This window comes from Enterococcus sp. AAFC-DPL-5146 (genome assembly GCF_058216635.1).
The window spans coordinates 1046474-1060499 of record NZ_CM177103.1; the positions used below are offsets into that span (position 1 = coordinate 1046474).

Consider the following 14026-nt stretch of genomic DNA (forward strand, 5'->3'; position numbering starts at 1 on the left):
AAACATGGCAAAAAAAGGTGGATTTTTCTTAGGTGCGATTATCGGTGGAGCAGCAGCGGCAGTAGCGTCGCTTTTATTAGCACCAAAGTCAGGTAAAGAATTACGTGAGGATTTAGCAAACCAAGCAGATGATTTTAAAGATAAAGCAACTGATTATACAGATTATGCAATGCAAAAAGGTTCAGAATTATCGTCAATTGCTAAAGATAAAGCTAGCGTTTTAGGTGAGCAAGCTGGTGATTTAGCTGGCAATGTTAAAGACAAAACAAAAGACTCTTTAGACAAAGCACAAGGTGTATCTGACACGGTTTTAGAATCATTTAAAAAACAAACGGGTGATTTAACTGACCGTTTTAAAAAGACTGCTCAAGATGTAAATGATCAAGTAGACGAACTAGGTGATATTGCTGAAGATGCTTCTGATGATATTTTTATTGATGTAAAAGAATCAGCTAAAAAAGCAAAAGAAACTGTTTCAGAAGGAATTACTGAAGCAAAAGAAGTAACCAAAGATGTGCCAGAAAAAGTAGAAGAAGCAAAACAAGATACAAAAAAAGCTGTTAAAGAAACAGTAGAAGACGTTAAAGACAAATAGACATAATAAAAAACAAAGCTCCCTGTGATAGGGGCTTTGTTTTTTTAGCTATTAGTCAATAACCAATAATTCTTTTGGTGTTTTTGTAAAAGCTTCACAACCAGTTTTGGTTACATGTAAACAATCTTCGATACGAACACCGACTTTTCCAGGAATATAAATACCTGGTTCAATAGAAAAACACATGCCTTCTTCAATAACCAAATCATTCCCCGTAACTAGAGACGGATATTCATGAACGGTTGTACCAATGCCATGTCCTAAACGGTGATTGAAATACTCACCATAACCGTAACTGTTGATGACACCACGAGCAACTTCATCTAGCTCACCAGCTGTGACTCCTGGTTTTATGGCATCCATGGCTTTTAATTGTGCTTCTAAAACAATTGAATAGATTTCTTTTTGAAAGTCTGTCGGTTCTTTATAAGCAACGGTTCGTGTAACGTCGCTGCAGTAGCCATTGTAAACTACACCTAAATCAAACAATACTAAATCATGTTTGGCTACTGTTGAGCTTCCGGGATTTCCATGAGGACTAGCTGCATTTTTTCCAGTTAATACTAATGTATCAAAGCTCATAGAGCGAATACCTTGGCGTTTTAGTTGATATTCGATTTCAGCTAATATTTCTTGCTCTTTTACGCCTTCTTTAACTGCTTTAAAACCAATTTCTAAAGCAACATCTGCCCAATTTCCAGCTTCCATGAGTTTAGAAACTTCAGTTGGTGTTTTTATTAATTGTAATTTTTCAATGACTGGCGTAACATTTGCTGAAAAATCACTTGTTGGGAAGTAATAGTTTAAGCGATCAAAACGTGCAACAGATAAGGCATCTTTTTCTGTTGCGATTGTAGTTGGTATTTCGTTATTTTTAATGTGTTGGGCAATTTTTTCCCAAGGATTTTCGCTATCAAGATAACCATAAACAGGATAGATCCAAGAACTATTTTCTGCATCTTCAACTTCTAAAGCAGGTGTAAATAGGAAGGGATCATGATTTAATGAGATAAATAAAGCTAAAACTCTTTCGTGAGGATCACTTTCATAGCCAGAAAAGTAGGCAATATGTCCAGGATCACTAATATAAGTAAGATCGACATTTTCATTAGCCATCCATTTTTTCAGATCATTGATTTTTTCTTGATTCATAAATATCCTTCTTTCTTATAATGCTATTTGCTGTAAAACTTACCTTTATCATACCATGAAATGGGGGAAAGTGCTTTTTGAAATATAGAGTATATTTTCATGAAAATAGGATAAAACGGTTGCAAAAACAAAAAAACTCTGCTATCCTTATTTAGAAATGTAAACGGCGTTTTCAGAAAATGCAAATAACTATAAATATTTAGGAGAATAGACATGGAAAAACAAACAATTACAATTTATGATGTTGCGCGTGAAGCAAATGTATCCATGGCGACGGTATCTCGTGTAGTAAATGGTAATCCCAATGTGAAGCCAGCTACACGTAAAAAAGTGTTAGAAGTAATCGATCGCTTAGATTATCGTCCCAATGCTGTAGCCCGTGGTTTAGCAAGTAAAAAAACAACGACTGTAGGTGTAATTATTCCTGATGTCAGCAATATCTTTTTTGCTTCCTTAGCTCGAGGTATCGATGATGTTGCTACGATGTATAAATACAACATTATTTTAGCAAATTCAGATGGTAATGATCAAAAAGAAGTGAACGTATTAAATAATCTTTTGGCAAAACAAGTTGATGGAATCATTTTCATGGGACACCATATTACTGATGAGATTCGTGGCGAATTTTCTCGGTCTAAAACACCTGTTGTTTTAGCTGGTTCGATTGACCCTGATGAGCAAGTAGGCAGTGTAAACATTGACTATAAGGAAGCAACAAAAGATGCGACGAGTTTTTTAGCTAAAAATGGAAATAAAAAAATTGCATTTGTTAGTGGAGCATTGATTGATCCAATTAATGGGCAAAACCGTATCAAAGGTTATAAAGAAGCTTTAGCTGATAATGGCTTATCTTATAATGAAGGTTTGATTTTTGAGTCTGAATATAAGTTTAAAGCTGGGATCTCGTTAGCAGAACGTATCCGTAACAGTGGGGCAACAGCAGCTTATGTGACAGATGATGAATTAGCAATCGGTTTATTGGATGGCATGATTGACGCGGGTGTGAAAGTACCGGAAGAGTTTGAAATCATTACAAGCAATAATTCATTACTGACAGAAGTTTCTCGTCCACGTCTTTCAAGTGTGACGCAACCATTATATGATATTGGTGCAGTTTCAATGCGTTTATTGACAAAATTAATGAATAAAGAAGAAATTGAAGATAAAACAGTTACTTTACCCTATGGTATGGATCAAAAAGGTTCTACGAAATAAAGAGATGAAAAAGCAGTCAACTGAGAATCAGTTGACTGCTTTTTTAGTTTCCACTTGAGCTGGGTGTAACATTCTCTTTTTTGTCCTCATCTTTTTTAGTATCTTCTTTTTTCTCAGAAGAAGAAGGTGTTGTTGATGAGCCTGAATTTGAAGAAGGTGCTGTGAAAGAATTGTTTGGAGTAGCATAACGACTCCAATAAGTACTATAATTTGCATCTGATCCGCCGTATCCAAATTTATATTGTCCTTTAGGTGCTCCGCCTTTTGCATAGAAAGAGACAACATTTGGACCTGGTGCCGTATAAGTACCACCATTATAAGTGAATGTTCCAGGCTTTTCACCTGTAAAACTTGAAACGGTCGATTTAATCACGTCGTTTGAAAGCGCGAATTTTTCACCGGCACCGAATAAGTCAGGTCTAACAGAATAAATTGCATTGGCAAGATTAGCAAGGTAAGCACTATTTTGATCTCCACTATTTGGACTCATAGCAGTTGGAATGTCATAACCAGTCCAAGAACCTAAAGTAATTGTTGGCGTAGAAACGACTAGCCAAGCGTCTTTGTATAAATCTGTCGTTCCTGTTTTACCAATCCAATCAACGTTACTTAATGCAGGATTGAGTCCTGAGACCATATTTTTGAATGGAGTAGTAATTTTTGAATCTAACACAGAGCGCATCATGTCATTCATAATTGAAGCAGTTGCTTGAGAGTACACTTGAACTGGCGTTTCTTTATGTTCGTAAATGACTTTTCCACTGTTGTCTGTGATTTTATCAATCATATAACCTTTTTGATATTGTCCTTTGTTGGCTAGTGTCTGGAAGCCATTTGTTTGGGTAAGAACGGTTGCCTCAACTGCCCCTAAAGGAGCGGACTCATAAGCCCAACCGTCATCAGCAGGGTAATTCATTTTACTTAAGTAGTTATTGTAGGAAAAGTTGTCATCACCCATTTGTTTTTTCATTGCTTCATTTAAATGATAGACGGGAATATTGTAAGACCATTCTAATGAATGTCGTACGGTATCAAATGTATTAGTACCAGAATTTGTTGCATTTGTTAATTCGCCGCCCCCACTATAGGAAGTAGGATAATTTGCTAATCGACTTTCTGAACCAATCATTCCTTGGTCAATAGCAGGCCCATAAACCGAGATTGGTTTGATGGTAGATCCAACTTGACGGATTGTATTCAAGGCGTGATTACTTTGGCTCACATTGTAATCGCGACCAGCAACAAATCCGATTATTTTACCTGTTTTGTTATCCATTAATACATTTCCTGTTTCGACAAGTCCAGCACCATAACCGTCGTCCAGCATATAACCGAAGTTTGCTACAGCATTTTGCATGGTATCATAGACTGTTTGATCGATTGTTGAATGAATCGTATAACCACGATTTTGAATTTCTCTTCGTGCTTGCTCTTCATATTGAGAAAGTCCTAGGTCGTCCAATGTTTCTTTTTTTACGCCTGCTTTTTCTATGTTAGTATCCATTATTACTTTAACCGCTTGATCCATCACAGCATAATATAAATAGCCTTCAGTATTTTGATTAGATTCTTGTTGCGGTTGAAAATCTTGTTTTAGATCATAGCTTTTTGCAGCTTCATATTCCTCTTTGGTGATAGCCTTTTCCCGATACATACTGAATAAGACAAAGTCTTTTCGCTTCATTCCATAGGAAAGATTCTCATCACTTTTCAGCGCACCTGTATTACTGTAGGGCGTGTAGATAATTGGACTTTGAGGAAGTCCGGCAATGAAAGCCGCTTGTGGAAGTGTTAAATCATTGGCGCTTTTGCCAAATAGTCCTTTTGCTGCTTCTTCAACACCAGCAATGTTTTCTCCTTTATTATTACGACCAAAAGGAGAGACATTTAAATAGGTAGTGACAATTTCATCTTTTGAAAAAAACTTTTCAATACGATAAGCAAGTAATATTTCATTAGCTTTTCGTTTGAATGTTGTTTCGTCTGTTAATATCTGCTGTTTGACTAACTGTTGTGTCAGTGTTGATCCACCAGAAGATCCGCCAAAGCCCGTTGCATCGGAAACAAGGGCACGAATAACAGCTTTTGGAACGACACCCTTATGTTCTTCAAAGTATTCGTCCTCGGTAGAAATAATTGCTTTTTTTAATAATGGAGAGATATGTTCTCCGTCCACTCTTGTTCTGACAAGGTCAGATTTGATCATGGCAATATTAGTACCGTCAGCATAAGTCATCTTAGAAACTTCACTGATATCGCTAATTTCAGTCTGGAGTTCTTCTTTTGTTGGCGGCTGAGTCCCTTCAACTAAATAAGCAAAATAGCCCATACCTATACCAAGTCCTAAAGAACCGCCCAATAGAAGCAAGACTACTGCAAAAACAAATAATGATTGCAATACACGAATCACTACATTTATGATCAAAAAAATTTTTTTCTTTTCTGGTAATTTATTAGAATGTTGTTCCGTTTTAGGGGAATTATTCTGATTGTCCAAAAGCTTCACCTCAATATAATGATACATTCCGTGATATTATAGCAAAAAAAATCAATAATGAACAGTTGTTCAGGTAGTTCATAGATATTCTATCAAAAAAATTAATATGTATAGACTAAAATTTTGTGTTTTCTCTTGTTTACTTTAGATACAAGATAGTTATAGAATAATAGTGAAATGACGTAATTATGTTGTTAATCAAAGTAAGATTGAGGCGTAAAATACAGATGAATAATAAAAATCGTCCACATTTTTATTATTCATCTGTATTTTCTTTTATTCTAAACAATACGATTTTTTTGATTAAATCTATAGGTAATTCGTCAGTTGCAGGGAATTGGATAGCACCTTTACTTGTTTTGTAGCTAGTCAATTCATTCTTAAAGCTTATAATAGCAGATGGGCTAGGATAAAAACCGATATGATTTTTCATATTGGCAAAGTGGACTAAATTACCATTTAAATAGAAGGTTGGCATCCCATAAGTCATTTTTTCCGATGCTTGAGGAACGAGTTGTTTGATTAAAGTATAGAGTTGCTGTAATTTTTCCTGACGATCGTCTGGTGATTTTGAGATGTATTCTTCAATGATAGTCATAGCACGTACCTACTTTCTTGTTTATTCTTGTTTTATTATACCATTATATATTGTTAGTTTGAGTTGTTTTGATTTGAAAAAACTAGAAAGTAAAAGAAATGATTGTTCTATGGTAAACTATATATGAAGTTTAACATAGAGTGAATATTTGAAGGAATGAATATTATTTTAAATACTATTCAATTGAAAAGCTGGCATCCCAAAATAGTTCTATCACCCAATTTAAGTAAAATAAAGGAGAGTAATTATGGATGAAGTAAAGCATTATGTAGAAAACATTGACGAAAAATGGGATGAATCTTATCAACGATTGGCTAAGGTCATTGCTGACAATATACCAGAAGGATTTGTTTTGTGTCTGCAATATGGGCTGCCGACATATGTTGTTCCTTTAAGTATTTTTCCTGGTGGTTATCTAGACAGAGAAGACGAACCATTACCGTTTATTAGTCTGGCTGCTCAGAAAAATCATTTGTCATTGTATCATATGGGAATTATGGGGAACAAAAAAATATTGACATGGTTTCAAGAAGAATATCGAAAGGCAGTTCCTACGAAGTTAAACATGGGGAAAAGCTGTATTCGATTTAGCAATCCGAAAAATATTCCTTATGAGTTGATTGGTGAGTTAGTTGGTAAAATTTCGATGGAAGAATGGATCGATAGTTATACGCGTTTTGCAAAGAGGGATAAGAAGTAAAGTTTATTGTTTTAAAGAAGCAAAAACATTGTTTTTTTTCATTCTTTCACGTACTCTTTTAAAGGATGAAAGACTTTAAGGAATATAAGTTTATTTAGCTTTACGTGCTAGCCTTTCGGAAAAAAAAATAAAAATAGAATGAGGTAAAGAGAGCCAAAGTCAATTTTACCTATTTCCCGTTTGAGCTTAAACAAGCTTGCTACGTTTTTAAAATTAGGAGGATCATTATGTTATTAGGTTCACACGTTAGTATGAGTGGTAAAAAAATGTTATTAGGATCAGCAGAAGAAGCTGCGAGTTATGATGCGACAACGTTCATGATATATACTGGTGCGCCGCAAAATACGCGTCGTAAGCCAATTGAAGAAATGAATATAGAGACTGGTCAAAAGTATATGGCTGAGCATAATTTGAGTAATATTGTTGTTCATGCACCATACATTATCAATTTAGGAAATACGATAAAATTAGAGAATTTTGGTTTTGCTACTTCATTTTTACGTCAAGAAATTGAGCGTGCTCATGCTTTAGGTGCAAAACAAATCACTCTTCATCCAGGAGCTCATGTTGGTGCTGGAGTAGATGCTGGGTTAAAACAAATTATCAAGGGACTTGATGAAGTTTTATGGAAAGAACAAGTACCGCAAATTGCGTTAGAAACAATGGCAGGTAAAGGAACGGAATTGGGACGTACTTTTGAAGAATTAGCAACGATTATTGAAGGTGTTAAATTAAATGAGAAATTATCTGTAACAATGGATACTTGTCATATTAATGATGCTGGTTACAATGTTAAAGAGGATTTTGATGGTGTTCTAGAAGAATTTGATAAAATCATTGGATTGGATCGCTTAAAAGTGGTTCATGTTAATGATTCTAAAAATCCAATGGGTTCTCATAAAGACCGTCATGCTAATATTGGTTTTGGTACGATTGGTTTTGATGCGTTGAATAAAGTGGTTCATCATGAAAAATTAAAAGACTTACCAAAGATTTTGGAAACGCCATATGTAGGGGCAGATAAAAAAACAAGTAAAGCACCTTACGGCTATGAAATTGCCATGTTAAAATCACAAAAATTTGATCCAGATTTATTAGAAAAAATCGAAACAAGCTCATAAAATCAGAAGGAAATTGGAAGAAGATGATCTTTTGTAAATTTCTTGTGAGGAATCTGACAAAAGACCTTTTCTTTTTGGCTTCTTTCTAGTAAAATGATTTCTTGAGAGCAATTTATAAAAAATTGGGATAAATTCCCCATTAAACTAAAAAATAGTAAGTTTTACAAGAATAGTGACTGCATGAATGATGAAGTAGCAGAAGTTCTTGTTTGGCTTTTCTAGGTAGAAAGGAGAGATTTATATGTCAACAGGTTTAGTAGTGTTAATCGCGATTATCGCTTTATTAGTAGGTGCAGCAGGTGGATTTTTCCTTGCGCGCAAATATATGCAAGACTATTTCAAAAAGAATCCTCCCGTTAATGAGGATATGTTACGAATGATGATGATGTCTATGGGACAAAAACCTTCTGAGAAGAAGATTCGTCAAATGATGCAGCAAATGAAGAACCAAGGGGATAAATAAGGTTTTTTACGAGCTATTCATAATTCAAAACACAAGCGGGCTGATTTTTTAGTCCGTTTTTTTGTGCTTATTTTTAACTAATGAAAGGAGTTGTATTGAGATGGTAAAACAACAAAAGAATGGTGTGAGTGACAAGTAGGTAAAGTAGAAAAGGAGAATGTACATGTCTATATTTAAAAAATTAGGGTGGTTTTTCAAACAGGAGAAAAAAAGTTATATTATTGGGATATTTTCACTGATCATGGTTGCATTGGTTCAACTAGTTCCACCCAAGGTCATTGGAATTGTAGTTGATAAGATCGCTACGAAAGATTTAATGATTCAACCTATTTTATTTTGGGTGGTTGTTTTGTTGGTAGCAGCTTTAGCGCAATATGTTTTTCGTTATATTTGGCGTACTCATATATGGGGGAGTGCCGCGAGACTCGAAAAAGATTTAAGACGTCAATTGTTTCATCATTTCACAAAAATGGATAATGTCTTTTATCAGAAGTATCGAACTGGAGATTTGATGGCTCATGCAACCAATGATTTGAATGCAATCCAAAATGTTGCTGGAGCGGGAATTTTAACCTTTGCAGATTCAATGATTACAGGTGGCGCAACAATTGTCGCAATGATTTTATTTGTTGATTGGCGCTTAACGTTGATTGCATTGATTCCGTTGCCTTTGTTAGCTGTTACTTCGAGAGTATTGGGATCAAAATTACATGATGCTTTTCGAGATTCACAAGCAGCCTTCTCAACGATTAATGATAAGACACAAGAAAGTATTACTGGGATGAAAGTTATCAAAACTTTTGGACAGGAAAAAGAAGATATTCAAGATTTTACAGAAAAAATCGACGATGCTATTGTCAAAAATAAACGAGTGAACTTTTTAGATGCATTGTTTGATCCGTTTATTACATTGATTATTGGGATTTCTTATGTACTGACGATTATTATCGGTGGACGTTTTATTATGGAAGGGACGATTACAATCGGTCAGTTGATTTCATTTATAAGCTATATTGGAATGCTCGTGTGGCCGATGTTTGCAATTGGTCGTTTGTTTAATGTATTAGAGCGGGGAAATGCTAGTTATGATCGTGTGAATGAGCTTTTACATGAAAGAACCCATATTGTTGAGAAAAAAGATGGAATCCAAACACCAGCTAAAGGTCGAGTATCAATGGAAATTGCCCAATTTGTTTATCCAAAAGATGATCAAGCAATATTGGAGCAAATTAAATTTACGATTGGTGAAGGAGATACGCTGGGAATTGTTGGGAAAACGGGCGCTGGGAAAACAACATTATTAAAATTATTGATGCGGGAATATGATAACTATAAAGGTCTAATTACTTTTGGTGGGTATGATATTAAAGATTATACACTAGACGCATTGATGAATTCATTAGGATATGTTCCTCAAGATCATTTTTTATTTTCAATGACGGTTCGTGATAATATTCGATTTGCTAATCCTGATTTTACGGAAAAAGAAGTAGAAAAAGCCGCTGAAATGGCATTTATCAACAATGAAATCAAAGCTTTTCCAAAAGGCTACGATACATTAGTTGGAGAACGGGGCGTTTCCTTATCTGGTGGGCAAAAACAACGGATTTCAATTGCTCGGGCATTGATTGTAGAGCCTGAATTATTAATATTAGATGATGCCTTATCGGCTGTTGATGCTAAAACAGAAGAAGCAATCCTTTCAAACTTAAAAGAAGCTAGAAAAGAAAAAACAACAATTATTGCAGCACATCGATTAAGTAGTGTCATGCATGCCAAAGAAATCCTTGTGCTAGATGAAGGTAAAATTGTGGAACGTGGTACCCATCAAGAGTTATTAAGATTGGCTGGGTGGTACAAACGGATGTGGGATAAACAACAATTAGAAGCGAAAATTGAAGGGAGTGAAGCATAATGGAAGAAAAATACGAATCAGAATGGACAAAATCAGTTCCATTAAAAGAACAAGTTTCGATCGTTAGACGATTGTTTAAATTTGCACGACCATTTCGGCGTACATTTTTATCAGCAATTTTATTTGCCTTGATTCTTTCTATTGTGAATATTATTTTACCAAGAATCATTCAACTATTTATGGACGATTATTTAACACCTAAAACAGCTACCAATCAAGTGATTTTCTTTTTTGCCGGTTTGTATTTGTTTGGTGTGATTGTTAAAAGTGTTATTTGGTTTTTCCAGTGGTATTTATATTCAACAGCTTCACTGAAAACCTATCAGTATATTCGCGTGAAGCTATTTGAAAAATTGCAAACATTAGGGATGCGTTACTTTGATCAAACCCCTGCTGGTTCGATTGTTTCTCGTGTGACGAATGATACAGAAACGTTATTTGAGTTTTGGTATGTATTTTTGATGGTTTTAACGGGAATTTTTGCTGTAGTCTCTTCTTTTATTGCCATGTTTCAAATTAATGGGAAAATTGCTTTATATAATTTGATTTTCTTGCCTATTTTGTTGGTGGTGATTTGGTACTATCAAAAATTTAGTTCAAGAATTTACAGAAGCATGCGTGAGAAATTAAGTCAGTTGAATACGAAATTAAATGAATATATTTCAGGTATGCAAATTATACAACAATTCCGACAAGAAAACCGTTTAGAAAAAGAGTTTGAAGAAACCAATAATGATTATTTGCGTACACGTTTTTCGATGATTAAGACAAATTCATTACTTTTGGGGCCAATCATTAATTTTCTATACACATTGGCGATTGCCTTGACATTGACATTGTTTGGATATGACGCATTGCACTCGCCAGTAGAAGTTGGTTTGATTTATGCTTTTGTGACTTATGTGCAAGCCTTTTTTAATCCTATGACTCAAATGATGGATTTTCTAAGTGTCTTTACAGATGGTATGGTAGCTGGCAGCCGGATTTTGAAAATTTTCGACAATGATGAATTGACTCCTCAGCAAAATGCCGGAGCTAATGGCGAAATCCTACGTGGGAAAATCGAGTTTCGTAATGTTAGTTTTTCTTATGATGGTAAGAATAAGGTATTGAAGAATATCAGCTTTATTGCAAATCCGGGTGAAACAGTTGCGCTGATTGGGCATACAGGTAGCGGGAAAAGTTCAATTATCAATGTCTTGATGCGCTTTTACGAATTTTATGAAGGAGAGATATTGATTGATGATCGCGATATTCGTGAGTATCCATTACCAGAATTAAGGAAAAAACTTGGGCTGGTTTTACAAGATGCATTTATGTTTTATGGTGATATCGCTGGAAATATTCGTATGTTAAATCAAGAAATCACAGATGATCAAATCAAAAAAGCAGCAGAATTTGTTCAAGCTGATAAATTTATTGAAACTTTGCCAAATAAATATCATGCAAAAGTGATTGAACGTGGTGCTAGTTATTCAAGCGGACAACGCCAGCTAATTTCTTTTGCTAGAACAATGGTGACAGATCCGAAAATTCTTGTATTAGATGAGGCGACAGCTAATATTGATACAGAAACTGAAGGTTTGATTCAAGAAGGATTAGCAAACATGCGTCAAGGTAGAACAACGATTGCTATTGCCCACCGATTGTCGACAATTAGAGATGCTGACCTGATTTTAGTATTGGATAAAGGCACTATTGTTGAACGAGGCAATCATGACAAATTATTAGAGAAAAATGGTTTATATGCAGATATGTACAAGTTACAAAGTAGTGAGGGTTAAGAAAAAAACAACAGGAAAAGCATTTAATGCTTTTCCTGTTGTTTTTTTGTACTTATAACTAGTGTATCTATATGAGGTTTTGATGATTTTAAATGTACTTAAATTAAAATTTAGATTAAATAAAAATTTGTTATTTGAAATTTATTTCATTTTTATATCCATTTTTTTCTTTTTTTGAGATTTTTTTGAACTTTATAAAAAGAATATTTCACCTAGAATAGGAGACCAGAACGAAAATAATGTTTGGGAGGAAAGTATGAAAGTGAAAAAAGTTACAGCGTTATTATTATGTGGGGTAGTTTTATCAACAGCAACATTTGCAACAAATACTTATGCACAAGAGAACAAGCTTGAAGGTAGAGCTATTTTGGGGAAAGATGATCGGGAGAAAGTTACTGATACAACAAAAGCACCGTATTCTAGTATTGCTTATGTTTCAACAGATACTGGATTTGGTTCAGGCACAGTTATCTCGAAAAATAAAGTATTAACAGCAGGACATGTTGTTGAAAAAATTAAAACAGATTGGGATATAAAACAAGCTAGGGTCTTTCCTGGGAGAAATGGCTACAACAGACCGTTTGGTGCGTTTGATGTGGAATCAGTAGATATACACGCTGCTTGGAGTATAGGTAAGAATCGTGATTATGATATTGCAGTTCTTACGTTGAAACCTAACCAAGATGGGAAAAATATTGGAGAGGTTGTACCAATAATTCCTGTTAAAAATACACCAAGTATTCCTATAGGAACAAAAGCATCTTTGCCCGGTTATAGTCAAGATAAATTTGGAGAGTTGTGGGAGGCAAAGGGGCCAGTTGTTTCACAAACTGCATTACGTCTTCATTATGAGATCGATTCAGTCGGAGGAACTTCTGGTGCGCCTATTTACAATGAGCAAAATGAATTAATTGCTGTTCACACAAGTGAGCTTTGGATTAATGGAATTGCAGTTAAAAATACTGGTTCAAAAATTACTGGATCCAACTATGAATTTATTGCAAAATATTTAGACAAAAAAGAAACAGATACTCAAGCACCGAGTCAAGTTACTGGACTGAAAGCAGCAGCTGTTACAACGAATTCAGCTCAACTTTCTTGGAATCCATCTACAGATAATGTTGGCGTAGACAAGTATGAAGTTTACCGTAATGGATCAAAAATTGGAGAGAGTAAAACAACTTCTCTTACTGCAAATGGTTTATTAGCTGATACGTCATATACATTTTCAGTTATTGCAGTAGACAAGGCAGGGAATCGCTCACAAGTATCAGCTGGATTGACTGTTCGTACAGGAAAAGAGACTGTAGTGGATAATCAGGCACCAAGTCAAGTAACAGGAGTGAAAGCTAGCAATGTTACTAGCACTACAGCACAATTATCTTGGAATGCTTCAACAGATAATATTGGTGTAGATAAATATGAAATTTACCGTAACGGATCGAGCGTGGGTGAAAGCAGATCTACTAATTTTACAATGAATGGTCTCGCAGCTAATACTACCTACACAGTTTCAATTGCAGCTCTTGATAAGGCGGGAAATCGTTCTGTTTTATCAACTGGGTTCGTTTTACAGACTGAAAAAGAACCAGAAAAACCATCTGACAATCAAACGACTTGGGTTCAATCAAAGGTTTATGTAGCAGGGAATAAGGTTTTCTATAATGGGATTGAATACAAGGCTAAATGGTGGACTCAAGGAAATCAACCTGGAAGATCAGATGTATGGGAAAAATTAAGTGTTGGAAGTATTGAAGAATGGGTACCAAACTTAGCTTATACCGGTGGTAATACTATTACGTATAAAGGAACAAAATATAAAGCCAAATGGTGGACTCGTGGAGATGAACCAGGTAAGGTACCCGTTTGGGAAAAAATATAGTTTTTTTGTCCATGAGGATGAGCCTTTTTCTCATCCTCTAAATAAAATATTACTCAAAATTGCATATAAATTCGTTTACAAAAAAGGAATTATTTTTTAGGAGG

At 34.9% G+C, this 14026-nt stretch carries 11 protein-coding genes; 8 read left to right on the forward strand and 3 right to left on the reverse strand.

Going from position 1 to position 14026, the window contains the following annotated elements; all coding sequences use genetic code 11:
- The first annotated feature begins 4 nt into the window (after positions 1-4).
- On the forward strand, positions 5-595 hold the full coding sequence (locus AC4BB2_RS04750) for a YtxH domain-containing protein (protein ID WP_490474285.1): 591 nt from the start codon (positions 5-7) through the stop codon (positions 593-595).
- A 51-nt stretch (positions 596-646) separates the two neighbouring features.
- Here the strand turns inward: AC4BB2_RS04750 and AC4BB2_RS04755 are convergent, their stop codons facing one another.
- A complete protein-coding gene (locus tag AC4BB2_RS04755) occupies positions 647-1747 on the reverse strand; it encodes a M24 family metallopeptidase (protein ID WP_490474286.1) in 1101 nt (366 codons plus the stop codon).
- 213 nt (positions 1748-1960) lie between these two features.
- On the opposite strand from AC4BB2_RS04755, the gene ccpA reads away from it, so the two are divergent.
- Positions 1961-2962 carry a catabolite control protein A gene (gene ccpA, locus AC4BB2_RS04760; RefSeq protein ID WP_490474287.1) on the forward strand — a complete coding sequence of 334 codons (1002 nt, stop codon included), beginning with the start codon at positions 1961-1963 and terminating at the stop codon, positions 2960-2962.
- A gap of 43 nt (positions 2963-3005) precedes the next feature.
- Here the strand turns inward: ccpA and AC4BB2_RS04765 are convergent, their stop codons facing one another.
- Together AC4BB2_RS04765 and AC4BB2_RS04770 are read right to left on the reverse strand one after the other, a co-directional pair.
- Positions 3006-5486 carry a transglycosylase domain-containing protein gene (locus AC4BB2_RS04765; RefSeq protein WP_490474288.1) on the reverse strand — a complete coding sequence of 827 codons (2481 nt, stop codon included), beginning with the start codon at positions 5484-5486 and terminating at the stop codon, positions 3006-3008.
- Positions 5487-5715: 229 nt separating this feature from the next.
- Positions 5716-6057, reverse strand: coding sequence for an iron chaperone (locus AC4BB2_RS04770; protein WP_490474289.1), 342 nt, complete (start codon positions 6055-6057; stop codon positions 5716-5718).
- Positions 6058-6304: 247 nt separating this feature from the next.
- On the opposite strand from AC4BB2_RS04770, the gene AC4BB2_RS04775 reads away from it, so the two are divergent.
- The 6 genes from AC4BB2_RS04775 (at position 6305) to AC4BB2_RS04800 (ending at position 13922) form a co-directional block, all read left to right on the forward strand.
- On the forward strand, positions 6305-6757 hold the full coding sequence (locus tag AC4BB2_RS04775; protein ID WP_490474290.1) for a DUF1801 domain-containing protein: 453 nt from the start codon (positions 6305-6307) through the stop codon (positions 6755-6757).
- Positions 6758-6984: 227 nt separating this feature from the next.
- Entirely contained in the window at positions 6985-7878 is an 894-nt protein-coding gene (locus tag AC4BB2_RS04780) for a deoxyribonuclease IV (RefSeq protein WP_490474291.1), read from the forward strand.
- Between the two features lie 241 nt (positions 7879-8119).
- Positions 8120-8341, forward strand: coding sequence for a YneF family protein (locus AC4BB2_RS04785; RefSeq protein ID WP_069633758.1), 222 nt, complete (start codon positions 8120-8122; stop codon positions 8339-8341).
- Positions 8342-8504: 163 nt separating this feature from the next.
- Positions 8505-10256, forward strand: a complete 1752-nt coding sequence (locus tag AC4BB2_RS04790; RefSeq protein ID WP_490474292.1) for an ABC transporter ATP-binding protein — start codon at positions 8505-8507, stop codon at positions 10254-10256.
- Entirely contained in the window at positions 10256-12040 is a 1785-nt protein-coding gene (locus AC4BB2_RS04795) for an ABC transporter ATP-binding protein (protein ID WP_490474293.1), read from the forward strand. Before AC4BB2_RS04790 ends, AC4BB2_RS04795 begins: the two co-directional genes overlap by 1 nt.
- Before the next feature lie 256 nt (positions 12041-12296).
- Positions 12297-13922 carry a fibronectin type III domain-containing protein gene (locus AC4BB2_RS04800; protein WP_490474294.1) on the forward strand — a complete coding sequence of 542 codons (1626 nt, stop codon included), beginning with the start codon at positions 12297-12299 and terminating at the stop codon, positions 13920-13922.
- Positions 13923-14026 lie beyond the last annotated feature (104 nt).

Bases quoted from the DNA above. Each gene is read 5' to 3' on its own strand.
- AC4BB2_RS04750 (WP_490474285.1), top strand. From the start codon at position 5: ATGGCAAAAAAAGGTGGATTTTTCTTAGGTGCGATTATCGGTGGAGCA.
- AC4BB2_RS04755 (WP_490474286.1), bottom strand. From the start codon at position 1,747: ATGAATCAAGAAAAAATCAATGATCTGAAAAAATGGATGGCTAATGAA.
- ccpA (WP_490474287.1), top strand. From the start codon at position 1,961: ATGGAAAAACAAACAATTACAATTTATGATGTTGCGCGTGAAGCAAAT.
- AC4BB2_RS04765 (WP_490474288.1), bottom strand. From the start codon at position 5,486: ATGTATCATTATATTGAGGTGAAGCTTTTGGACAATCAGAATAATTCC.
- AC4BB2_RS04770 (WP_490474289.1), bottom strand. From the start codon at position 6,057: ATGACTATCATTGAAGAATACATCTCAAAATCACCAGACGATCGTCAG.
- AC4BB2_RS04775 (WP_490474290.1), top strand. From the start codon at position 6,305: ATGGATGAAGTAAAGCATTATGTAGAAAACATTGACGAAAAATGGGAT.
- AC4BB2_RS04780 (WP_490474291.1), top strand. From the start codon at position 6,985: ATGTTATTAGGTTCACACGTTAGTATGAGTGGTAAAAAAATGTTATTA.
- AC4BB2_RS04785 (WP_069633758.1), top strand. From the start codon at position 8,120: ATGTCAACAGGTTTAGTAGTGTTAATCGCGATTATCGCTTTATTAGTA.
- AC4BB2_RS04790 (WP_490474292.1), top strand. From the start codon at position 8,505: ATGTCTATATTTAAAAAATTAGGGTGGTTTTTCAAACAGGAGAAAAAA.
- AC4BB2_RS04795 (WP_490474293.1), top strand. From the start codon at position 10,256: ATGGAAGAAAAATACGAATCAGAATGGACAAAATCAGTTCCATTAAAA.
- AC4BB2_RS04800 (WP_490474294.1), top strand. From the start codon at position 12,297: ATGAAAGTGAAAAAAGTTACAGCGTTATTATTATGTGGGGTAGTTTTA.